This is a genomic window from Sunxiuqinia elliptica, from assembly GCF_900113005.1.
Classification (GTDB): domain Bacteria; phylum Bacteroidota; class Bacteroidia; order Bacteroidales; family Prolixibacteraceae; genus Sunxiuqinia; species Sunxiuqinia elliptica.
In genome coordinates, this window is record NZ_FONW01000001.1 from 1,161,736 (window position 1) to 1,186,700 (window position 24,965).

Genomic DNA, 24,965 nt, shown 5'->3' on the forward strand with positions numbered 1-24,965 from the left:
AGTGCTCGTAGGGCAGCTAATTGTAGGATCTTGTGTGTCATTAACGATAACGGTTTGTTCACAGGTGGCAACATTGTTTGAAGCATCTGTAACAGTCCAGGTGACAATGGTTGTGCCCACGGGATAGCTGTCAGTGGCATTATTGGTTCCGTTAAAGCTATTAACTAGCGTATATCCTTCGTTACAGGGGTCAGATACCTCCGGAATAGGGATATTCACCAAAGCCTCACAAAGGCCTTCTTCTGCATTTACCGGGAGAGGGTTGTCTGGACATCCATAGGTGAAAATAGGCTTGTTCAAGTCGGTTACCTGTACGTCGAATGAGCATTCAGCTTTATTTTCAACATCATCCGTTACGGTGTAAGTGACTGTTGTTGTTCCAACTAAAAAAGTTTTGCCATCAACAGATCCTGAGCCGGTCTCCGTTGAGCCATCGGGTTTAAGCATGGAATAGGTCAAAACAGGATCAGAGCACTCATCCGAGAAGCTTGGAGTTAAGCTGGGATCATTGACGATTAATTCACAGTCTCCTAAAAGAGCTTGAAAAACAAATGGCCCCTCTGGGCAAGTTAGTGTTGGAGGGCTATCGTCAGTTAGGGTATAAGTGGCTTCTTCGGTGTCGACGAAATTTCCACAATCATCCGTTACGGTAAAGGTTACTGTTTTTGTTTTGGTGTTGGTTAAAGGATCGGTTACCCAAGATTGTGTTGCACTGTTGTTTGTCCAGGTCAGTGTAGGGTCACATTGATCTGAAGCTGTTGCACCTCCATGGTTGTTGAGCCAAGCTTGGTAGCCGGCATCTTCCTCAGGATTGAGATAAACACAGTCCGTTGATCCATCACTAGGCTGCTGCGTGATGACTGGATCGTCATTATCTTGAATAATGATATCGGCAGTGGCAGTTGAAGTATTATCACATTGATCTTTTGCTGAGAAGGTAACCGTCCGTTTACCTCCACAAGCGTGGTCGAAGATTTCATAGTCAGTCGTGATAGGAATGCTTGATCCATCATCTTCTTGAGCAGTGGCGGTTGCAATCCATGCAGCAATTTTCTGCTCTGCTTCGGGATCATTGCAGTTTAACTCCAGGTTTCCGGAGGGAGGGGACCAGATTGAAGGCCCTATTTTATCGTAGGTGATGTTGAAATTGCTAATTGCTCGGTTACATCCAACGCCGGTTTCGTTGTCAATAACAACAAGCGAATAATTTCCTTCTCCTCCCGGTTGCCAATAGGGATCCGTTGAAAGGACATTGCCTGTTCCATCTGGCCCATCATACCAATAATAGTCAAAATCAATATTGGTTGGGGTAATTCCAGCATTGATTATGGGGATGTCTCCTTCGCAAATATCTCCTAAGTCAACATCAAATGAAATTGAGATAGGTGATAGCACTGAAACTGTAACTTCGGCACAATCGATGATTGGGTTTCCTTCGCATTTATAAGTTCCTGCTACTTCTCCACATACTTCATAAATAATAGTTGCAGGAGAGTTTTCATCTGCTGTGAATACTGGGTTTAGCGGATCTGTTAGATCCAGATAATTGAGCAGACTTTGGTCGTTGGGGGATTTGACGGTCCAGGTGATATCGCCATTCGGATCAAGTCCGGTGACAGAGATATTACCAACACATCCTTCATCTGCTCGCGTCACAATATCTTCGGTATCTGTTGCTCCGCTTATTGATTGGATTGAATAGGTATTCTGGTTAGCTCCAGGTTTGCAGAAGGTTACTAAATAGAATTGTCCTCCCGCCAAGCAGATTTCTTCTCCGACAGGAGTCTCTGGTCCACAGTCAATTTGATAGAATAAGGCCCCCTTTGGCCTTGCCCCAGAATTAATGTCAAAGATTAAGCCAACAGCATCCTCATCAAGATACACATTAAAAGAAACACATCGGGGAGGGCCTTCTCCTTGGTCTTGTGTCACGCCACAGCAAATTCCTTCTCTTTTTGTTTGAGGAGATATCCATAAGCTATCTGGGTTGCCATCTAGAATAGCTGAAAAGAATGGAACATCAGCTTGACATTTTTCACAGGAGCCGGCGCTGGTAACCGCAATGTATTGAGTGCACTCAATGGTGTTCCCACAGTTATCGTAAGCCCGGTAAGTTCGGGTTACTCCGGTTGGACAAAAACCAGCTGATTGGTCTAGTCCATGGTAAACTTCAGAAATAGGCATGATTGTATCAATGCCACAGTTATCTATTGCACTAATTCCAACAAACTCATCAGAAAGTGGAATCTCATCGGGGTTGGCAACAGTTAAATCGGTACATGTTAAAATCGGTTGTGTTGTATCATCAACATTTATTGTTTGAACTCTGGTAACATCATTGTCCGAGCTATCTTTTGCTCTCCAGGTGCGGGTAATTGTATATCGTCCAGCACAGTTCCCATTGGTTACAACATCGGAGAAGTCGAGTGTTGGCGAATTGTCGCAGTTGTCACTTACAGTAGGAGTTCCTGTTGTTGTCGGAGTAGTGTCTGTCCCGCATTCAACGTTTTTATCTGTTGGAAAAGAATCCCAGGTTGGAGATTGTGTGTCATTGATTGTAACAATTTGATCAACGGTTGTCGTGTTTCCTGCGTTATCGGTAAAGCTCCAGGTAATCGTAGAAACACCTGTAGTTGCATAAGGAAAAGAGACATTGGGAACTCCTGTAATAACTCCGTCACAATTGTCTGTTGTTGTTGGGTAGTTCGCAGGACTGTATTTACATTGTTCGGTAACTGATGCAAGCGTAATAGGTGTTGGAGCTTCGTTATCTTTCACTTCGATGTCGAAAGAGCAGCTTTCATTTCCACAGCTATTAGTTGCAGTTACTGTAACTGTTGTTGTTCCTAAGTTAAAAGTTTCCCCGCTTCCTGTGCCGTTGCCGCTTGCTGTTGTTGCTCCGCTGAAAGTAAAGGTGTAACTAGGGGCTGGAGTCCCTGTCGCTGCAACCGTGTAGCTAACATTTGCCTGACAGACGGCTGCACCAGTGAAAGCTTCAATTAGTGCAGTTGGGCAGCTTGTAAATGCAGGAGGCGAGTTTATAGCTAAAGTTATGCTCTGAGAAAAAGGAGCCGAACAACCAGAGGCAGTACTTGTGATTGTTAGTGAGCTTATTTCAAGGTTTTTCCCATTGTCGGTTGCTGCAAGGCTTGTTGTATTGAAGCTACTTGCTCCACTGGCATCACTGGATAGCCCTGTGATTGTTGGTTGATTAACACCATCTATGGAGTAGACCAAATCAAAAGTTGAGTTAGGGATTAATCCGGAAAGAACAATGGTCGCCGGATTATTAGCACAAACAGCTTCGTTTTGAGTCAAACTGGAAAGTGTAGGTAGCGGATTAACAACTACATCAATCGCATCGCTTGCTGTAAATCCATTGCCATCGGTTACTGTTACCTGGTAAGTTGTGGTTGTAGTAGGACTGGCTGTTGGATTGGCAATATTAGAAGCACTTAACCCAGTTGTTGGCGTCCAGTCATAAGTAAGCGTTGGATCTCCGGTTGCTGTTGTTGTTAGGTTGACTGAACTGCCTTCACAAATTGCCATGGGGTCGTTGTTATCAATTACGATGGTTGGAGGCGCAGCTGTGATTCCTGAAAATAAAATGCTGGGAGCATATAGTCCGATCGCCGAAACTTCATTGGTTGAAGTGGTAATTGACCCTTTTATCCAAGGAAGACTTCCTGTGTATACTCCCATGGTAATTGCTGATTCTGTTCCAATAACATCGCTCGGAGGATAGTCGGCTAAAACATTGTATTCCAGTCCGGTTATTCCATTGATGTCAAGAGTCCAGTATCGGTTAAGATAATCGGATGTGTTGGCATTAGATCCAGGTTTTCCTTCAACTGAAGAGACTGTGATTGAGGCATCTGAAGCGTAAGAGCCGCTGGTTATTTCAACAGATAATGGCATCGCATTGCCAGAATCGTCAGAAAGAGGAATGTCGATACTCCCAAACGAAGGGACGATCTTCATTTTAAGCGAGTTGGTGTTAAGGCTGATTTGTGTATTTGTGCCTAAAACAAGTTCATTGGAAATGGTCAAAGGACTTGCTAAAGCCAAGTCCATGTTGTCGTAAACTTCAATATTGGGAATGGGGATTTCACTATCGATGACAAATTCACTAAGAGAAGTGGTGGAGCCATTCCCAAACTGAAAAATACCATTGGTAATGGTTTTTGAGCCATTACCTGTGCCATCTGATAGGCCCATGTCGATTGCAGTACTGGCAGTACTTGCATTTTGGAAAACGATGGTTCCCCCAGTAAAATTAAATGCACCTTGGGTGCTTACTTGAAGTGAGCCGGTATTGCTTAGCCCATTTCCCTCGGTTGCCAGATTAATTGTTCCTCCCGAAATATTAATTCCTGAAGGAATATCAGGAGGAAGTGTACCTCCTGCTGTGTTTTCAAGTCGGCCAGCAATGTTAACTGTTCCATCAATAACATGGAAAGCTCCATCAACTTGTGTGTGTACGCTATTTCCAGAGGCAGTGCCAAAGTTGGCTATTCCAGAGTTGACTCGGATTAGGCCTTCGTTGGTAATCGAAAAATTGCCGGTTTCTAGGGTTCCTCCATTGACCTCTAGGCCTGCAGCTTCAGGAATCGTTAATTGGTTGCTGTAGTCGAGTTTTAAACTTGCTAAAGAATTTACCTGAATAAGTCCACCAGTTAAAGTCAGGTTGCCTCCACTCGAAACTGTTACATTACCAGTTATAGTGATTGGTATGCTTAAATTGTCCTTCGAAATGATAAGCTCTTCAAAAGTTGTCGTTCCGGAAATTGTTGAAGATGTACTTCCGGTGAATTCTACGACTCCACTTGTGCCTGCGTCAAATGAGCCACTATTGGTCCAGTCTCCGGTGAGGGTTAAAGTGATTGAATTGGCTATCTGAAGGATCCCTCCGGATTCAATGGTAATGCTTTGACAAGTCGTATTGGCATCAACCAAAATCGTTGTTCCAGCAGTAATGACAACATCATCGCTTGCACCGGGAACAACTCCTCCTGACCAGCTTGTCGGATTACTCCAATTCCCGGAAGAAGCGCTGGATGTAATGGTTGCAGCTGCAGAAGATGAGACTGTATTCAGGGTGGTGAATTTGTTGATAACAGGCAAGTCTGAATCCGAAAAAGTCTTTTGGTGAATATTTTTTTTAGAACTTAAAGCAATAAGCTGATTCGCTTCTGCGTTTGTAGTTTTGTTGAAGGAAGAAAACGTTTCTTTTTGCTGTGTGTTTTGCAGCAAAAGGGCAGCGTACGCCTGATCAGTTTGGGAAATAAGAGAACTTTCTGAAGCATTGTCGATCAATACCCCAGATAATGGATGAGTAAGAGAAAAAGCTTTTCCCTGCAAGAAACACACAATCACGACTACACCCAATACTCCCCAAAGAATCTTATTTTTTAGGACCATTTAAAAATTGATTCTTATACCTAATTCACACCTTCGTGTTACCAACATCATTAAATTTACAAAATCTTAAGCTAAATCCCTTTATGCTCGCAATTTCATTTTGATGAGTCGTTTTTTGCAACATTTAGATAAGTAAAACCTAGGTTTTACTTTCATATATTCACTTCTGTTGAGAGTATTAACATGTAAGTGCCATGTATTCAGTCAGATAGTAAATTGTTATTTTGTTGCTTGTTGTGTCTATCATGCTGACTTAAAACCAATTATCTCCTCTTTCATTGCTGGTAGATATGTTCAAAAGCATGAATCCAATACCTCATCGTTTAGAGTTAATCCAGTAGAAACAGGAATTGTTACCCCCTGAAGCCCATTAAAAACGATGATTTCGCCTATTTAAATTGGTTTTATTTTGACAATTTTTATTGTTGCTATTATTTATTGTTTGGTTTATTGTTCTCTGTTTTGAAACCTGGTTCAATAAATGTTTTGTGAGTTTAGCTAGGAGTGCTTGATTAGTTGGGTGTTAGGTGTTTCGGTCTTTATGTATTGTCTTTCGTATACAATCAATTTTGAATGGAACGTTATGTCTTTTGTTTGTTGGGAGCTAAGGGTGATATGAAATCGTCGTATGGTCGAGCATCGTGTCTTATCGATTCAGCCAAACATCTCGAAACTCAACTGCATTTAAACGGCTCACAACAATACGCTCATGATGTTTGGGGTCTGTAACAACTACTAGTTTGCCTCCAAACCAGTTTTCTACTTTCTTTATTGCATTGATGTTGATAATGGTTTGGCGGTTGGTCCTAAAAAACACTGATGGATTGAGATCTTCCATTATATTCCCGATGCGTAGGTTTAAGGGGTGTTTCTTTTTATTGAAGGTAACTGCATAACACACCTCGCTTTCGATGTAGAAATAGGCTATTTCACTAACATTAAGTGTGTACCAGTTATTTGAGCCACTTACCAAAAAGCGCTCACGGTATTGTTTGCTTTCGTAGATATTGTTTGAAATGGAAAGATGTAAGTCTTTGAGAATTGCTCTTTGGAACAAATTTTTTTTTGAATCAAGTTTAAGGAATGCTTCTTCTAATTCCTCAATTTTAATTGGTTTTAACAGATAGTCAACGGCGTTATTTTTAAATGCTTGAATTGCATACTGGTCGTATGCTGTAGTAAAAATAATAAAACTATTGATCTTAATTTGTTCGAGGATATTGAATCCCAACCCATCGGTGAGCTGAACATCGAGAAAGATGATATCGGGGCTTGGGTTTTGGTTCAACCAACAAACTGATTCAGAAACGTTCCCAAACACACCAATAATTTCATAATTGGGGTGCAAGTCAAGAATATACTTTTTCAGTAGGCGCTGTGCTGGGATTTCGTCCTCGATAATTACAATTTTCATCGCGTTATTATAGTAAGGGGATTGTTACTCTAAATTCTGTTTCTGAATGTTCAATAGAAATTTCTTTGTCTGCCAGTATCCGATACCTTGCATCCAGATTTTTTAGCCCGGTTGAATCGGAAGACAAATTCTTTTTTTGCGTAATATTATTACTTACAACGATTTTGTGCTGGCTTGAATATATTTTCACAATTAAAGGAAGGCTCGGCGATATGGCATTGTGCTTAATACTGTTTTCAACAAGCACCTGAAGTGCCAGTGGAGGGACCTCAAGCTTTAGAAAATCAGAATTGATATCGATTATTACCTGAAACCCATCACCGTATTTGGTTTTAAACATGTAGATGTAAGAACTTAGAAACTCCAGCTCCATTTTAAGTTCTACCAGGCTCTTTTGGGTACTTTGGAGTACATATCGATAAATATCAGAAAGATGCTGGGTGTATTTGACAGCTTTTTCTTGGTTGAAATAGATTTCGGAAATCAGCACATTTAAACTGTTAAACAAAAAATGAGGGTTGATCTGGTTTTGCAGGGCTTTAAGATCTGATTTCAGTTTTTCTTCCTTTAATATTTCATTGGCGATGCGTTCTTTTCGAAGGCGTTTATAGTAATTATGGGTAAGCAGTATTAAATCAAACATTCCTACATAAATGGCAGAAAATACGATGAAGAGCACCGATGACCGATCTGTTTTAATATCTTCCTGATAAATTATAATATAGATTGCAAAGATTACGATATAAGATGCTCCAATTGGGATGTATTTAGTTATCCGAAGATTGTAGGTGCCACGGCCTTTAATGTATATGCCGTTATGATAATTGCGATCTAGATAAAGCGTCGATTCACTTACGGCAATAAATCCCAGTACAAAGAAAATGTAATCAGTTCCATACTGTTTAAACTCTGACAAGATATCTATGCTTAACGAATAATTTAAGAGGGTAATTATAAGCAAACATACGGCTGTAATAATTATATTTCTAAAAATAAATAGAAAAGATCCGGGCATATCTAATACCTTGTTCAACATATACTACTCTTTAACTGTTTCTTGTGTTGACAAAGATAAGTCAACGATCTTAACATGCTAAATCACCATCTGTATTAATTTTTGTGTCCTGATGTTTGTCAAAATGTAGGCTTACTTCCATATAGTACATCCTAAATAGACGAAGGGAAGTGTTGTTGATAATTAACGTCATAATGAATGGTGTTGTCTTTATTCATCAAATCAATAAAGGCCTATAAATTACCGATGGCTTTTTGATAAACGGCATATGCAATTTTACAATCAGTCTTTGATTTTATGAAATCGGCAAAAGCACTTTGCCATTGAGCTTGGGCTTCGAGGTAATCTGTTAATAGTTCCATCCCAACATTGTAATTACGCTTGCTAAATTTCATATTTTCTTCAGCCTGTTCAAGGTTTTTGGCAGCTGCCCCGTTCCGGTTGTAGGCCTGGCTTAAATTTAGCTTAGCTTGGTTGATTTCCAGACACATAAGCTTACTGTATTTTTCTAATTCAGCATTGGCAATTTCTGTTTTAATTTTAGCTTGTTTTATCTTATTTCTTCCCTCACCCCATTGAAATAGAGGGATTGAGATGGTTGCCATCAATGATGGAGAGGCTTCGTTAGACAGATATTCTTTATTGATGCCATCTGTATTTTTGTTAGTTATTTCCATAAATCTCAAATAGTCATACGATGCCCGGATTCCAATTTGCGGAAGAAAATCGGACCGGATCAGATTTTCATTATGCTTTTGCAATTCAATCTGTTTTTTAAGTATTTGGAAGTCAGTTCGTTTTTGTACAATCGGTACATTCTCCTGAAACAAACCAGAGGGACTTATGTCAATGATTGTATCGGCCACAATCAAATCAGTTAATAAATCAACTCCCATGATACGACATAACGACATTCGGAGTAGTTCTCTGCTATTCTCAGCGTGGTCGCATTGCATTTGGGCTTCGTTATGTTTTACCTGGACTTTCAATAGTTCATTCCTGTGCATTAAGCCGGCATCAACAGCATTGCTCACCATGACATTTAACGAATCAAGTAACGAAAGATATTGATGAGCAACTTTTACCTGTTCGATAACCGCAACGTAAGTCCAATAAGTTTCTTCGGCCTCCAGCACAATGGCTTGTCTTCTGTCTTCTTGGTTTAATTTGGACAAATCAACACCAAGGCTGGCCATCTTGTTGGCTGTCTTAATTTTGCCTCCCATATAAATGGGCTGGTCAACTCCTATAGAGGTGTACCATGAATTATTCAGACGATAACCAATATTTGCACCTGGTATCATGGCATAGGTTTTAAAAATTGGGTTCCCCGCCTGATCTAAAACCGGATTTCCTTTTGGATTTAATAGGATGTTAGGCACTGGTTGGCTGCCTGACGAATTAACAACTGCTGTTGGCAAATAGATGTCTTCAAAAGTAAAGCTTTCGTTTGAACGGGTATAAAGGTATGTTCCTGAAATATTAACTTTTGGGAAGTAATTGCTACGTTGTTCTTTTTGGGCATACAAAGCGTTTTCTAGTTGTTTTTGGACAATTAGCATTTCTTCACTATACTTTACTGCCCGGATACGGCATGTGTCAATGTTCACGACCATCTGGCCTTTTGCCATCAACGAAGAGAGTATTAGAATGGTTGTTATTATGGTGTTTATCTTCATTTGATTTTATTATGTTTTTTTAAAAATGTATTCAAAACTTAAATCCAATACCTCCTTGAAAAACAAGATGTTCATCATTTGTTGGCATGTTAAATGACAGGTCAATCGGCCCCAGGATTGTCATCCTGGAATAATTTAATCCGATAAGCCATTTTGTATCTGCATTATTCATTTCCCCCCAGTTGTCCATATCAGTCAAAATACTGACTTGTGGAGTTAGAAAGTGTTTGTTGGCTATTTTGAGACGTAGCCCAATTTTTGAGCAAGTGGCTATTTTGTCAGTAAAAGATAACCCATACTGACCTGCGTACATTAAGCTGTAATTATTGAATGCTGAATATTTGTCCGAAGCATAGTTAGCTAGTCCGCCTGGATAGTCATTTCTATAAACTGCGCGATGATAAATTTCGCCGGTAAACGCAAGTGTATTATTAATAGGAGCAACGATTTCAAAATTGGCATATACTATCGGAATGCTCTTAAGTGTTGAGTTAATCACTTCATTTATACTGAACTCCGCGTGAAAAGAGATTCCTTTTTTAGGAAGAAAATACTTGTCGAAAGAATCGAAGTGAAAGCTTGAATATGCAGAGAAACGCGAAGTTTGAGTTCGGTCAGACTGTTCTTTTATAATAGTGCCATTTTCTGTTGAAAAATTAGATGAATCGAAATCATAACGTAAGCCCAGTTGAAGTATAGACGATGAATTTTTAAAGCGCTTATAAGTATAGATATCAGCATTTGCATTAAATATTTTATACTTACCTTTTTCTTTCCCCAATTTAAACAATCCCTGCTCAGTATGTTGGGCATCTATTTTTAATCCAATCCCTGGTAGTTTGTAGTTATGGGTTTCTGCGGTAATTATAACCCGGGGATTGTACGAGGCTTTAAAATCAATTGTAAATAGGTTAATTAATTTCCTGAAGTCCTGAAAGCTGTAGTTGAGATTTAAATTTACACCATCGGCAGAATTTGCCCCAAAGCCAATTTTGAGCATAGAGCTCTGTTTCAATTTAGTATGGATGTTTAATTGGTACTTATCTTTTTTTTCTATTAAGCTAGGGTAGACCATTGCAAAGTTCCCTTCTCCATAAAGCTTATACATGCTGTTTTGCAACTCGCTTGCTGAATAGAGCTTATTGACTTCAAGGTTCGACAAGTCTAAAATGTAAGGCTCTTTAATTTTTAGTTTATTATCGAGCGAAATTTGTTCGATACGATATTTTTTGGGTTCAACGTATTTTCTATCAACAGCTTGGTACTCGAGATTGTGTTTGCTGATAAGCTCCCTGATTTCGGTGATCTTTTGGCGTGCTGCTTTTTCTCCCCGTATAATTAATGTGTCAACAGCTTCTTGGGTAAAACTGGACATATTATAACCCTCCATGTTGGGCTTAATATTTAGATCAACGATTGCCCTGTTGCATTTTCCTTTTTCTAGGTCAGTAAAGCTCGCAATCTGACCGAATATTTTGTCGGCAGAATTTAGTTGTTCTTTAGCAAGTGGCTTTGTTTGAAGGTCTACGCCAATAATAATATCGGCCCCCATCATTTGGGCAACATCTGAAGGGTAATTGTTGACAATGCCTCCATCAACCAGGTATAAGCCATTGAAGTTCACTGGCGAAAACATTCCGGGAATTGCCATGCTTGCCAGAACAGCCTTTGGTAAGAAACCATGCATCAACACTTCTTCTTGTCCTGTTTCAAGATTGGTCCCGATACATGCAAATGAAATTGGAAGCTTCCTAAAATCCACACTGTCGGGAACATTTGCCATGAATTTGCAAAAAAGGTTGAGGACGTTTTGGCCACTTACTACTCCCGATGGTAGTTCTAACTCTTCTGTATCCTTATTTAAGGGCAGTTCGAGAAAATAACGCTGTTCTGCAGTTTTCAAGTTGTCAGATTTGTATTTTCTGGAGACATAATCGAAAAGTAATTCATCCCAGTTCTGCGATTTGGCCATAAGCTCGATTTCTTTGGCCGAATAACCCGTTGCTGCTACTCCTCCAATAATACTCCCAATACTATTCCCGACTATAATTGATATGGGCAGGCCTTCTTCTTCAAGGACCTTTAAAACTCCAATATGAGCAAACCCTTTGGCACCTCCGCCACTCAATACAAGTGCAACTCTAGGCTCTTGTGCTTGTAAGCTGAATTGGCTGATAATCACTAGTCCTGCTGTCAAGATAAGATTATGCAATTTCATTGGTTGACTTGATTTTGTGATTTTTATAAATGATGAAGTATAGCAAAGGCAGAATTACCAAGGTAATAAGTGTACCGACCAATAGTCCTCCCATGATGGTTACTGCCATGGCTCCAAAGAACACATCACCTATTAATGGGATCATTCCTAAAATGGTCGTTAAAGAAGCCATCATTACAGGTTGCACCCTTGACAAAGAGGAGTCAACTATTGCCTGATAGAAATCTTTGCCTGAATTGATTTGGCGGTCGATTTCCTCAATAAGTACAATGGCATTTTTGATCATCATACCCATCAAACCAATGACTCCTATGATGGCTAAAAACCCAAATTCTTTACCCGCCAGAAGCAAGGCCGGAAAAACCCCAATAAGAGAGAATACCAAACAAATTATTATGATTCCCATTTTTCGGTAACTCTTAAATAAGGACAGCAAAAGAACAATGATCCCAAAGATGGCCACAGGTAAGAACATGAGAATGTACCTTAGTGATTTTTCCTGGTCTCCTGCTTCTCCCTGCCATTCCATCGAATACCCTGCAGGTAGATCTATGGCTTCTATTTTGTTTTGCACCAAAGTCATAACTTCAGCGCCAGTAATTCCTTGATTGGGGTCGCAGCTAATTTTGATACAACGTTGTCCGTTAGTGTGTCTTATTACAGGTTCTTCCCAGTCAATTGATATATCGGCAAGAGCACTTAAAGGAGTTGATTGTAAGATTTGGTCTTCTACCTGGTCTAAGGGGATATCTTGTTCTAATATTTCTTTAATTGGAAGATTGACGGAGTTGCCGCCCCAAACAGGGATATGTTTCAAATTGTTCAGGTTTTGTTTGTCTTGGTTTGTTACCTTAAACTGAACGGGTATTTCATAATCTTCTTCAAAATATCGGGAAATTGGGATGCCTTGATTTGCCATCAAAATGGCTAGGCCAACATCTTGTCGTTCAGCTCTGAAATGAGTGGCTTCATTTTGCTTGTAGTCAACATGAATATATGGTGTTTTGGGTTCCCAGTTATTTTTTATTGTAGCATTGTTAATAGCAGATTCATCCGAAAATACCTTTTGGGCTTGTCTAGCCAGATCTTTTAGCGTATCAATATCATCGCCAAAAAATTGTACTTCAACAAGTCCGTCAACAAACATCAAGCTGTAGTTTTTTAATTTGACATAGGCATCAGGGTAGTTTTTCCTTACATAGTTTTCAATGACGGGACTTTGTTCTTTCGCTGCTTCTACATCAACATACTCAATTATCAATTCGCCATAGGACAAGCTACCATCAGGGACGCCCCTGACCAAGCTATAGCGGGTAGGAGTTCCTCCCAGGCTCGATGTTACTGATTTGATTTTGGGATTTTGTAAAAGCCAATGGCTTATCTGGCTTAAGTCATGTTCCAGCCTTTTTGTTTGCGTACCCTCAGGGAGTTTGTATTCCATGAAATTTTGGGCATAAGGCATATTGGGGAAAAAGGATTGCTTTACGTAGGAAAAACTCCAGAATGAGATGATCAAGAGTAAGATAGACGTTCCTATAATTGTTTTAGGATGTTGTATGCCCCAAATAATAACCGGTTTTATCTTGGTATTAAGGGTTGAAGTTTTTTTGTTGTTTTTTCTTTGATCTGGTTTCTTTAAAATGCTATTGGCAAACAATGGAACCTGCAATACCGATAGGATCCAGCTTAATAATAAGGAAATAGCCAGTACGAGAAATAAGTCTTTGGTATAGGTGCCGGTATCGTCGGGCGATAAATAAACAGGGATGAAGGCAAGAATAGCAATTAAGGTAGCAGCAAGCAAAGGCCAAGCATTATGTTTTGGCGTGTTTAGCATAGCTGCTTCCCGCTCTTTATTATTTTTTAAGTCTTTGTAAATACCATCGATCACAACGATGGCATTATCAACCAGCATTCCCATTGCAACAATAAACGAAGCCAGGGAAACACGTTGGATTGTCCCTCCCGCCAAGAGCATAAAAGGGAAGGTTCCAATAATCGAGAACAAGAGGCTTGATCCAACAACAATACCGCTGCGCCAGCCCATAACCAGCATGATAATAATGACTACAATTAAGACTGACTCTAATAAGTTTACAATAAAACTGTCTAGTGCAGCTTTAACTAGGTCAGACTGGAAATAGACTTTCTCAAATTCAAGACCAATGGGAAGTTCTTTTTTGATGGACGCTATTTTTTCTTCTATCTTTTCACCAATCTCAACGACGCTTTCGCCGGGGTTAATGGCAATTGAAATGCCTATTGAGGGCAGGTTGTTGTGAAACATTTTTGAGTGTGGGGCTTCCTTATAACTGCGCTCAACGGTGGCAATATCTTTTAAGCGATATTGCATATTATCATCGTCAGAGATCGTTAAGTTGCCAATGTCTTCAACAGTTTTTAATTGTCTGTTGACTGATACGCGAATACTTTTTTCACTTGATAGGTAATCTCCTGGATATACGATGGCAAGATGGTTTTCAAGCGTGCTAATGACATCAATAGGTAGGATTTTTAGGTTTGCCAGCCGGTCAATAGGTATTTTAATGTCTATAATGGCCTGTTGTTCTCCATTAAGGTTTACTCTTTTTACCCCATCAATGGTTAAAAGTTTGTCTTTGATTTTTCGGGCATATTGGCGCATCTCATCATAAGAAAAACCCTCGGAAGTCATGGCATAAAATAGGCCATACATATCACCAAAATCATCAAAAATCAAAGGGGCCATGACATCATCTGGTAAGCGAGATTTGGCATCGTTAATTTTCTTCCTCAATACGTCCCAACATTGTTCTACTTTGGATTCGGAAATTGTTGTGGCAAGATTCACCGTAATTTCTGACATGTTAGGCAATGAGCGTGATGTAATATCGCCTAAGCCCGACATTGTGCGGATTTCGTTTTCCAGTATTTTAGTTACCGACTGCTCTACTTCGGTAGCCGATGCTCCGGGATAAGGTGTTATGATCAGTGCTGTTTTTACTTTTATTTCAGGGTCTTCGAGCTTGCTCATCAGCATGTAGGAACCGATTCCTCCTAATACTAATGACAATAAGAAAAAGTATATCAGCCTGTTTTGCTTAAATGCAAATTGAGTAATATTCATGTCTTTTATAATTCTTTTATGGGAGTTGCTTTAAAGCTGTTTTGTATGTTGTCCTTCTTGATCCCAGTTTGGTGTAGGAAAATGGAGAGTCAAGGCAAACGAGGGAATCAGCACCGATGACTATATTAATTCATGTTGCCCCAATCGCCATGGCAAAGGGATAAAATGCGAATTGTTCCCTTGTTTGTTCTTGTTTTTATAGTCGTTTCACCTTTTGCCCATTGCTAATTTGAGAATGTCCGGCAGTAATAATAATATCTCCTTCCTTCAGTCCGAGTAAAATGTTAATCATGTTATTTCGATTAATGTCGCCAACTTTAACTTTTGTCAGGACTGCTTGTCCGCTTTTGAATTTGTAGACAAAGGTTTGCCCATCTTTTTCAAAACAGGAGTTTAAGGGTATTTGTATGGCATTACTTGACCCTGAGTCATATGTGAAGTGCACTAGTACATTCATTCCAGGAGCAAGGATAATGTCTTTTAGATCTTTTAAGGTCAGAGATATTTTGTACAACTTGTTTAGTTCTGATTTTGCATTGATCCCTAGAAGTGTTAACGGGAATTGTTTACCAGGATAATTGCTGCTGGTGCAATAAAAGTTGGAAAACAGATCTTTTTTTAGGTAAATACTTGCAGGGATGGCCGCTTCAACTTTTAGAGAAGAGGCATTAATTATTGATACGACGGGCATCCCTGCATCAATAATTTCTCTTTTACTTATAAAAACGGTTTGGATATACCCATCGAAAGGTGCAACTAAGCGGATATCATTCAGTGCATTTTTAGCTGCATTTAACTTAGCTGTAATTTGCTTCCTTCCCGACATGGCTTTTTCATAATCATTATCGGTAATATTATTTTTAGCATAAAGTTGTTTGACCCGTTCAGTTTCTCCGATGATTTGTTTATATTCTGACAGCGCGACATCGTATTGTAGCTGGTAGTCTCTTGGGTCTATGCAGGCTAATAGCTGCCCTTTTTTTACAAACTGCCCCTCTTTTACTGGCAGCTGGTCAACCGGCCCAGCAATTCGAAATGAGAGTTTTGCCTCATCAAGTTCTTTTAAAACACCAGGAAAGGTTTCAGTAAGTGTGCTTTTCTTTTTTTGAACAATAGTTGTTTTAACATACCTGGTTTCTAATCCCTGCTTAGGTGTGTCATTGCTACATCCAATCCATAAAAAAGAAACGAGTCCGGCAAAAAAGGCAAGTATCAGGTAGCTAATTTTAGTTTTTCTCATTTTTACAATATTAAATTTTGCAGAACAAAGATTGCTTTGCATACATATTCATTAAAGGAAAAATTAAGGGAAGTGCTAAATATTATAAGTGAAGTGTTCCGTTTACGATTTTAAATGATTTCTGTATACTGAGAAACTATAATGAATGTGGATCAAGGAGTAAAACTCTCTACTTGGACAAAAACCTTGGTGGATGATCAGTGATTTTGTAGTATTCTTTGCAAGCCTCATTAAGTTTTATAATGAGATTTTTATCAAATTATTTTTAAAAATTCAAGGTAAAATAATGCAATAGGGAGAAACGACAGATAAGTGTTACAGATATGGAACTATCTATGAATCGCAAAAACAGTCGCATTGCATCTGAACTTTCAACGAAAAACGAAATAGAGAATTGGGACAAGGTGCTTGATGTAGAATTAAAACGTATGCACATGACTTTGTCATGATTAATTTTTATTTTTAGGCTCTGCATGTGTGAATGAAGCTATGACTAAATCCATCGATTGGAAAAAAATTCGAAATGGGGACAAAGCTGATTTTGATCGGCTTTTTGATGTATACTACTACCCGCTATGTAGCTTCGTGTCAAACTACATCAATAACAACCAGCTGGTGGAAGATATCGTTGTTGATTGTTTTGCGCAGATTTGGGAAAAAAGAGCAACTTTACACATTACATCTTCGCTTCAAAATTACCTAATTACGATGGTAAAGAATGCAACAATCAGTTACATGAGGAAGCATCAGTTGCAATTTTCAGATGTAGAACAATTGGCAGATTCAATTGTAGAAGAAGATGAAACTTCGTTGGATGAAGTGGGAATTTTAAATCAACTAGCGCAGGCTGTGAATAAATTGCCTGAACAGCGCAGGCGTATTTTAAAAATGGCAGCCTACGAAGGAAAATCCTACCCCCAAATAGCTAAAGAACTGGGCATATCAGTTAATACAGTCAAAACGCAGATGTCTCGTGCTTATAAATTTCTAAAGGAAGAACTTAAAGTTTCCACCCGGACTATTTTTTTTTTACTTTCCTTATAAAATCACTATTTAAAGTGATGAAAAATTTAGACATTTGTTCAGATTGTTGCTTGTGTTTATTTTTTAAAAAATACCGATTAAGTACTTCTTATTGAGTTAGCTGATAGTGGAATGAAAAAAAACTTTCATTTTGCTGTCACCCGATAGGTATCTTTTTGCGTCAATGGTAAAAACGAACAAGGTGAAGAACAACGATAAATATTGGGACCGCTTGATTGAACGAGTTTACCAGGGCGATTGGTCCGAAAAAGAAAAGGATGGAAAACAAGAACCGATTGATGACAGGGATGATCAGTGGGTGAGGCGAACGCATGAATTGTTGAAACAGGTCTTTAATTGGGATCGATTTAACAAGAAGGAGGCTAAACTTCGGTTAGACTATCGACTGGGACACAAAACCTCTTTTTTTCAACGTTTTAATCAACAAGTCTGGGCGAAAGCTGCGATCATTTTATTAGCCTTGGTTACCGGCGCGGTTTTGCATGCCATTATGCCTGAGTCAGGACAAAAAGCAAGTTATTCGGAGGTGATTGTTCCATTGGGGCAAATGAGTCAGATCCGACTTTCTGATGGATCCGTCGTTTGGTTGAACTCAGGCTCTGTTTTTAAGTATCCTGCTTCATTCGATGAAAAAAGGCGAGAAGTTTTTATTGATGGTGAAGCCTTCTTGGAAGTTGCTCATAACGCCAAAAAGCCTTTTATAGTGAATGCGCCATCTTTTGCCGTTGAGGTATTAGGAACTTCGTTCAATGTAGATGCGTATGCCGCCGACAGTTATTCAAGTGTGACCTTGGTTGAAGGAAAAGTGGTGCTGCATGCCAATCAGGAAAAGCAAATACAACGGATGGTTCCGGGACAAAGTGCAAGTCTTCACAATGGGAAAATTGATAGACTGAGAGAGGTTGATACCGATTTCTATACCTCTTGGAAAGAAGGAAAAATTGTTTTTCGTCAGGAGTCGCTGGAAGAAATTGCCAAAAAGATGGAGCGGTGGTACAATGTTGAAATTCAGTTTAAGGATGAAGCACTCAAGAAACTGGAGTTCTCAGGGACTTTCTTGAAGTATAAGCCGGTCGAGCAGGTTTTGAAATCGTTGAGCATTATGAATGACCAAATAGACTTTGTTACTCAAAATAGAATCAATCAAAAGAACATGATCTATATCGTTAAGAAGAATAACTAAAAACGAATTTTATATGACAAAAACCTAAACGAAGTAAATCAAAAAAATGATGGGAATACCACCAGTACCCCCATCTTTTAAAACTAATTCAAAAGCCGTTGGAGCGGCTAATTAATTAATTTAAAACCATTTCAAAACTATGAAAAAAAAACGAACAATTCATGGCCCAGGCGGGCTATGGGCTAAATTATTTTTAGTTATGCGATTGGCTATTTTTCTATTCTTTGCGTTTGTCTTTGGTGCTCAGGCGAAATCATTTTCGCAGTCGTCAAAATTGACGCTTGATTTGACGAAGACCAGGTTGATTGATGTTTTGAATGAGATTGAAGAGCAGTCGGACTATTATTTCTACTTCAACTTGGACCTGAATAATTACCAGGTAGAACAAGTCAATGTAAAAGATAAGGAAATCCGAGATGTGCTTAGTACAGTCTTGACGGATTTGGGCTTGGATTACGAAGTGGTCGACCGTTATATTGTCATTAAGAAGATGGGAGATCCGACAGAACGAAGCGAGAATTCGAAAGCGGGACAGCAAAAAGGGATTACCGGAAAGGTAAGTGATAGTACAGGTGCTCCGCTTCCGGGAGCGACTGTGGTTGTGAAAGGAACAACCCAAGGAACGATTACTGATGCTGATGGTAACTACTTATTACCCAATGTGCCGACTGATGCCGTTCTATTGTTCTCTTTTGTGGGAATGAAGACACAGGAAGTAGCTGTAGCAGGACAAACCAGTATCAATGTTCGCTTAAATGAAGATGCCATTGGTATTGAGGAAGTTGTAGCTGTTGGATATGGTACCATGAAAAAAAGCGACCTGACAGGTAGTGTGAGTCAGGTAGAAGGCGATGACCTTAAGAACGTGGCTGTGCGTACGGCTGCCGATGCACTTCAGGGACGTTCTGCTGGAGTAATGGTAACTTCTACCAGTGGTAGTCCTGGTTCTATGGGAGCTGTTCGTATCCGTGGGGTTGGAACTGTAAACAATAACGATCCGCTATTTGTGGTTGACGGTTTGCCTCAGTCCAATATTGGTTGGTTGAACCCTAATGATATTCAGTCGATTGAAATTTTGAAGGATGCTTCTGCAACTTCAATTTATGGTGCTCGGGCTGCGAATGGGGTGATTATGGTGACCACCAAAAAAGGAAGTTCGGGAAAAGAGTATAAATCGAAGGTTTCGTTTGATATGTACATTGGTTTCCAGAATCCGGAGAAACGATATAACATGCTGAATGCCGAGGAATTCATGGAGTTTAAAAACCGGGCGTACACCGCAACTGGACAAGCTTTACTTGATGACTTTTCAACTCCTGAAAAACGCGAGCAGATTCTTCAATTCCTTGAAAAAAATACGGGAAGTCGGGAAGGAACTGACTGGTGGAAAGAGATTATGCATAAGAATGCACCCATGCAAAGTTACAACGTAGCTCTGTCAGGGGGCTTGGAGAAATTGAGCTACCATTCCAGCTTAGGCTATATGTCGCAAGATGGTATTGTAAAAGCGTCGGATTATGAACGGATATCTTGGCGAAATACCTTGAATGCTGATTTGGCAAAGTGGTTTAAAATGTCAGCAAATGTGGGCATTATTTATGAAGATCGACGTAATGTTAGCGAAAGTAACCCCTACAATGGAACGATCTTCTCGGCTATGACAGCTGATCCGATCACACCAGTTTACCGAAACAACCTGGTTGACGTACCTGCTTTTCTGGAATCAAAGCTGATGACGGGTTACGAGCCAAGTAACCCATTCTCACAATATGCCGGAGTTCTATACTCCAACAAACCCAATCCAGTTGCTCAGGTTGAGCTGATGGGAGAGAATGTTTGGGAAGGCATTAGCGTAAAAAGTGGATTGACAGGAGATCTAAACCTATTTCCATGGTTGAAGTTCCGCTCTAATTTCGGATTGGACTTGCATCGTGGATTATCCAAAGGTTTCACGCCAAAATACTATCTTGATGGAGACCAGAATGCTACTGATGCCACGGTTGGCCGCAGGTATTACAACACAAACTACTGGGTGTGGGATAACACCTTGACTTTCGATAACACCTTTGATTTACACCGGGTATTGGTGATGGTCGGTACTTCTGCTGAAGAAAACAAGTACGAAGAAACCGGAGCATCAAAGCAAGGAACGATTAATAACGATGAAGATCAGCGGATAATCAATGCTGCGTCAAAAAATCCAGGAGCAGATGGGTATGATGTAACCACTTCTCTGAACTCTTATTTCGGACGTTTATTCTACACCTATCGCGATCGTTACCTGTTTACTTTTAACATCCGTCGCGATGGTTCTTCAAATTTTGCTGAAGGCAACCGCTGGGGCGTTTTCCCTTCATTTTCTTTAGGATGGGTTTTCAGCGAGGAAGAGTTCATGAAGAAGTATGACTTCCTGAACATGGGTAAACTGCGTTTTGGTGCGGGTGAAATTGGTAACCATAACATTGGTAGTGGCGCTTATTTATCGACTTTCGGCAACAGTGGCTATTACACATTCGGTAATCCTCGGATGCCATATCTGAGTGGTGGCCGTAATAGCGTGGGAAATCCAAATATTCAGTGGGAAACCACACGTCAAATTGATGTTGGTTTAGATCTTGGTTTCTTGAATAATAAGTTGACTTTAACGGCAGACTACTTCGTGAAGACAACAGATGATATGTTGGTGCAGGTACCACTTCCAAGTTCTTATGGCTATCCAAATACGCCTTGGACCAATGCCGGAAGTATAGAAAATAAGGGATTTGAGATTGAATTGGGATTCAGAGAGTCGATTCGTGATTTCAATTTTTCAATTGATGCGAACTTGTTTACCTTCAAAAATAAGGTGATTAGTTTAGGTGGAGGGGAGCCAATTAACGGGTCAACACACCTTGGAAACATGACACATACACGGACTGAAGTTGGGGAGCCTATTGGTTATTTCTACGGATGGAAAACTGATGGAATTTTCCAAACGCAAGCAGAAATTGATGCCTATGCCAATAGCGAAGGTGAATTAATTCAGCCAACAGCTCAACCAGGTGATTTGAAATTCCAGGATATCAATAGTGTTGATGAGAATGGCAATATTGTTTCAGTACCTGATGGCGTATTGAATGATGCTGACCGGGTAATGGTTGGAAATCCATTTCCTGATTTTACCTATGGATTTACTCTTGCCGCTGACTACAAAGGGTTTGACGTGTCCTTATTCTTCCAGGGATCTGTTGGAAATGACATACTGAATATTTTGAAGTACGATATTCGCTCAGGTGCTGGTTGGTACAATGCTCCAAATGATATGTTGGATATTGCCTGGAATGGCCCCGGGACTTCGAATGAGCAATTTGCAATTAGTGCTAACTCACGGCAAAACCTGCAGATGTCTGACTGGTATGTTGAGGATGGCTCTTACATTCGTTTGAAAAATGTTCAACTGGGGTACACCATTCCTCAGTCTGTCCTTAAAGCGCTGAATACCCATAGTATACGCGTGTGGGTTGGCGGTCAAAACTTGTTTACAGTCACTGACTATTCTGGTTTGGATCCGGAAATTGGTTCTTCCGATCCAAAATTTATGGGAATCGACCAAGGGTTTTACCCCCAGGCGAGGATATTCATGATGGGTATTAATGCATCATTCTAACTAATGAAAACGTATTAATTATGAAAAGTAAATTAAATTTATCAATTATAATAATCCTTCTTATTGTTACAGGATGCTCCGAATCCTTTTTGGATAATCCCCCCAAAGGTTCGTTTTCTGAAGATGTTTTTTATAAAACGGAAGATGCCGGAATTAAATCAGTCATTGGGTGTTACACGCCCATGTTAAACCACTGGGATTACCAGGTGATGTGGTATGATGTGGGTAATATTATTACCGATGATTCCAATAAAGGAGGATCTGATGCTGGTGATGGTATTCGCAAAACGGAGGTTGGAATTGGAAAACCGTTACCAACCAATGCCATGTTAAATAGCTTGTGGACACATCGTTTCAATGCCATTGGAAAATGTAATACGGCTTTGGAAAACATTACCATGGAAACACCGCTAATTCATAAAGGCGGAACCTATGTTAGCGATGCTGAGAAAGCTCGTTACATTGCTGAAATCAAATTCTTACGTGGATTTTATTATTACGATTTGGCGACTGTTTTTGGTGGCGTTCCACTGATTACGACAACGCTTACTCCAGAAGAAAAATCAACACTCACCAAAGCCTCTGTTGAAGAGATCAAAGCTCAGATCTTAAGTGATGTTCAAGCCTGTATTGATGAGTCCAATATGCCTTCTTCTGCTTCGCTTCCGGAAGAAGAATTTGGTCGGGTGACTAAGGACATCGCCAATGCATTTAAAGCTCGTGTCCACCTGTTTTTTGGTGATTATGCCGAAGCTAAAGATGCTGCTTGGAAAGTGATTGAAACCGGAACTTTTGAACTGCAACCTGACTATCAGGAGTTATTCAATAGCTATGGTAACGGGTTTTATTCAAAAGAAAGTGTGTTTACCATCCTTCGTGAGTACCGACCAGGTTACACCGGTTCAAGTGTAATTCCTCAGATGAACACCGGTCGTAATAACCTTGGAGGTTGGGGAGGCGACTGCCCAACGCAGGATTTGGTGGATGAATATGAAGTTGGTGATGCTCGCTTGATTCATACCGTTATTCAGGATCAGGATGAATTCATGAAAAATGATGGGACGATTGAAGTTCACAATTATACTGGATATGACAACAACACCGGTTACCATAGCCGGAAAGCCTATGTGCCTCATCAGCGCAGACCGGACGGTGGTTTCTGGCAGGTTGACTGGACTTTCTACCTGATTCGTTATTCTGATGTTTTGCTGATGTATGCAGAAGCTTTATTGGAGTCGGGTGGTGACAAACAGGAAGTTGCCGACTACATCAACATGGTACGTCGAAGGGCTTTCCTGACTTCCTCGAGGGAAGATAGCTGGGCACACAAACGCCAGATTGTTATTCCGGAAGTGACTGAAGCAGAGTTTGAAGCAAACTACGCGGTAAAAGCCACCGATGACTTGTTGGCTGCCATTAAACACGAACGACGTGTTGAGCTGGGAATGGAAGGTTTACGCTATTATGATCTGATGCGTTGGGACGATTTTGTGAGTACGATGAATGCATTCTCGAAATTGCCGTATGCCAATGGCAAAGGATCAAAGGTAGATGATCAAACCTGGCCATATCCAATCCCTCAAACTGAAATTGATAGAACCGGAGGTTCAATTACTCAGAACCCTGGATATAACTAAACCTGAGCTACTGGTCGAAAGGCCAGTAGCCTTTTAAATGATTTAATACATGATTCTAAAAAGCAGATTATTTGCATGGGTTGTGGTACTTGGCTTATTTGGATGCCAGGCTCCGCGCAACCAATTGACAGAACAGGAACAGGCCGAGGGCTGGGAGTTGCTGTTTGATGGTAAAACCCTTTCGGGGTGGCGTGATTACAACGGGGAAAGCCTGACAGGCCCCTGGGTTGTAGAAGATGGTTGCATCAAGGCCGAAGGACATGGCAGCGACGCCAGTGGCTATGTGGTGAATGACCGGATCTACAAAAATTTTGTTTTGACTTGGGATTGGAAAATATCTCCGGGAGGAAACAGTGGAATGCTTTACCATGTGGTTGAAAGTCCAAAGTTTAAAACACCTTACCTTACTGGTCCCGAGTATCAGTTAATTGATGATGAGAATTTTAGTGAACCACTCGAAGACTGGCAAAAGTGTGGGGCTGACTATGCAATGTATCTGCCTGATCAGGCTAAGTTGAAAGTAAACCCGGCAGGCCAATGGAACAACTCTAAAATTGTTTTTGATAATGGTCATGTTGAATATTGGATGAATGGCGAGAAGACACTGGAGTTTGAAGCTTGGAGTGAAGACTGGTTTAAACGTAAAAACAGTGGCAAGTGGGAGAATATGCCGGAATATGGTTTAGCAACTAAAGGTGTTTTCTGTCTTCAGGATCATGGCTATCCAGCTTGGTTCCGGAACATTAAAATACGTGAATTGCCTGAGAAAACATTCAAAAAAGAACTTTTTAACGGAAAAGACCTAACCGGATGGGAAGCTTACGGAAATGAGAAATGGTATGTTGAGGATGGCTTGCTGATATGTGAAAATGGCCCCGATAAAGGCTATGGCTATTTGGCAACAACCCGTTACTACGACGACTATGATTTAAGTGTTGAGTTCAAGCAAGTTTCTAACGGAAACTCAGGAGTGTTTATTCGTTCGTTTGTTGAGCCGGGTGTTTTGGTGAATGGCTGGCAGGTTGAAGTCGCTCCAAAAGGACACGATACCGGTGGTGTTTACGAATCATACGGACGTGGCTGGTTGATCCAAATTCCGGAAGAAAAAGAAGATATTTTGAAGGAAGGTGAATGGAACACACTACGAATTCGTGTTCAGGACGATCATGTAACAACTTGGCTCAACGGCGAAGAAATGATGAACCTGACCGATGACGTAATCGGACGTGGTCAAGGTCGCATTGCCCTTCAAATACACGACGGAGGAGAAATCAAAGTCCTCTGGAGAAACCTAAACTTAGAAACCTTATAAATCACTAAATAGAGATGAAGAATATAAGCAGAAGAAAATTTGTAAAAGCA

General features: G+C 40.2%; 12 protein-coding genes. 5 read left to right on the top strand and 7 right to left on the bottom strand.

The features are described from left to right. The 7 genes from BM156_RS04640 to BM156_RS04670 all read right to left on the bottom strand — a co-directional run. Positions 1–5,421: beta strand repeat-containing protein (locus BM156_RS04640; protein ID WP_093918634.1), on the bottom strand; the 5,421-nt coding region annotated here is incomplete at its 3' end. Between the two features lie 646 nt (positions 5,422–6,067). Beyond that, on the bottom strand, positions 6,068–6,835 hold the full coding sequence (locus tag BM156_RS04645; RefSeq protein ID WP_093918635.1) for a LytR/AlgR family response regulator transcription factor: 768 nt from the start codon (positions 6,833–6,835) through the stop codon (positions 6,068–6,070). 7 nt (positions 6,836–6,842) lie between these two features. Then, a complete protein-coding gene (locus tag BM156_RS04650; protein WP_170846860.1) occupies positions 6,843–7,751 on the bottom strand; it encodes a sensor histidine kinase in 909 nt (302 codons plus the stop codon). 332 nt (positions 7,752–8,083) lie between these two features. Continuing rightward, the gene (locus tag BM156_RS04655) at positions 8,084–9,529 is read right to left on the bottom strand and encodes a TolC family protein (RefSeq protein WP_093918637.1); all 1,446 of its coding nucleotides are present in this window, start codon (positions 9,527–9,529) and stop codon (positions 8,084–8,086) included. A gap of 31 nt (positions 9,530–9,560) precedes the next feature. Further along, positions 9,561–11,747, bottom strand: coding sequence for a patatin-like phospholipase family protein (locus tag BM156_RS04660; RefSeq protein ID WP_093918638.1), 2,187 nt, complete (start codon positions 11,745–11,747; stop codon positions 9,561–9,563). Then, complete coding sequence (locus BM156_RS04665; protein ID WP_093918639.1) at positions 11,734–14,853, bottom strand: efflux RND transporter permease subunit; 3,120 nt, start codon at positions 14,851–14,853, stop codon at positions 11,734–11,736. The genes BM156_RS04660 and BM156_RS04665 overlap by 14 nt, the downstream gene beginning before the upstream one ends. A gap of 196 nt (positions 14,854–15,049) precedes the next feature. Then, positions 15,050–16,135, bottom strand: a complete 1,086-nt coding sequence (locus tag BM156_RS04670; protein WP_093918640.1) for an efflux RND transporter periplasmic adaptor subunit — start codon at positions 16,133–16,135, stop codon at positions 15,050–15,052. Positions 16,136–16,582: 447 nt separating this feature from the next. Here BM156_RS04670 and BM156_RS04675 point away from each other — a divergent pair, with 447 nt between their 5' ends. From BM156_RS04675 to BM156_RS04695, 5 genes are all read left to right on the top strand, one after another. Then, the gene (locus BM156_RS04675; protein ID WP_093918641.1) at positions 16,583–17,137 is read left to right on the top strand and encodes an RNA polymerase sigma-70 factor; all 555 of its coding nucleotides are present in this window, start codon (positions 16,583–16,585) and stop codon (positions 17,135–17,137) included. Positions 17,138–17,318: 181 nt separating this feature from the next. Next, positions 17,319–18,320 carry a FecR family protein gene (locus BM156_RS04680; protein WP_170846861.1) on the top strand — a complete coding sequence of 334 codons (1,002 nt, stop codon included), beginning with the start codon at positions 17,319–17,321 and terminating at the stop codon, positions 18,318–18,320. A gap of 139 nt (positions 18,321–18,459) precedes the next feature. After that, positions 18,460–21,966, top strand: coding sequence for a TonB-dependent receptor (locus tag BM156_RS04685; protein WP_212733407.1), 3,507 nt, complete (start codon positions 18,460–18,462; stop codon positions 21,964–21,966). 20 nt (positions 21,967–21,986) lie between these two features. After that, positions 21,987–23,603: a RagB/SusD family nutrient uptake outer membrane protein gene (locus BM156_RS04690; protein ID WP_093918643.1), complete on the top strand. Its 1,617-nt coding sequence runs from the start codon at positions 21,987–21,989 to the stop codon at positions 23,601–23,603. A 49-nt stretch (positions 23,604–23,652) separates the two neighbouring features. Beyond that, the gene (locus tag BM156_RS04695) at positions 23,653–24,915 is read left to right on the top strand and encodes a 3-keto-disaccharide hydrolase (protein WP_093918644.1); all 1,263 of its coding nucleotides are present in this window, start codon (positions 23,653–23,655) and stop codon (positions 24,913–24,915) included. Positions 24,916–24,965: the final 50 nt, after the last annotated feature.

Coding starts and splice junctions, on each gene's coding strand:
- BM156_RS04645 (WP_093918635.1), bottom strand. CDS start 6,835: ATGAAAATTGTAATTATCGAGGACGAAATCCCAGCACAGCGCCTACTG.
- BM156_RS04655 (WP_093918637.1), bottom strand. CDS start 9,529: ATGAAGATAAACACCATAATAACAACCATTCTAATACTCTCTTCGTTG.
- BM156_RS04660 (WP_093918638.1), bottom strand. CDS start 11,747: ATGAAATTGCATAATCTTATCTTGACAGCAGGACTAGTGATTATCAGC.
- BM156_RS04665 (WP_093918639.1), bottom strand. CDS start 14,853: ATGAATATTACTCAATTTGCATTTAAGCAAAACAGGCTGATATACTTT.
- BM156_RS04670 (WP_093918640.1), bottom strand. CDS start 16,135: ATGCAAAGCAATCTTTGTTCTGCAAAATTTAATATTGTAAAAATGAGA.
- BM156_RS04675 (WP_093918641.1), top strand. CDS start 16,583: ATGACTAAATCCATCGATTGGAAAAAAATTCGAAATGGGGACAAAGCT.
- BM156_RS04685 (WP_212733407.1), top strand. CDS start 18,460: ATGAAAAAAAAACGAACAATTCATGGCCCAGGCGGGCTATGGGCTAAA.
- BM156_RS04690 (WP_093918643.1), top strand. CDS start 21,987: ATGAAAAGTAAATTAAATTTATCAATTATAATAATCCTTCTTATTGTT.
- BM156_RS04695 (WP_093918644.1), top strand. CDS start 23,653: ATGATTCTAAAAAGCAGATTATTTGCATGGGTTGTGGTACTTGGCTTA.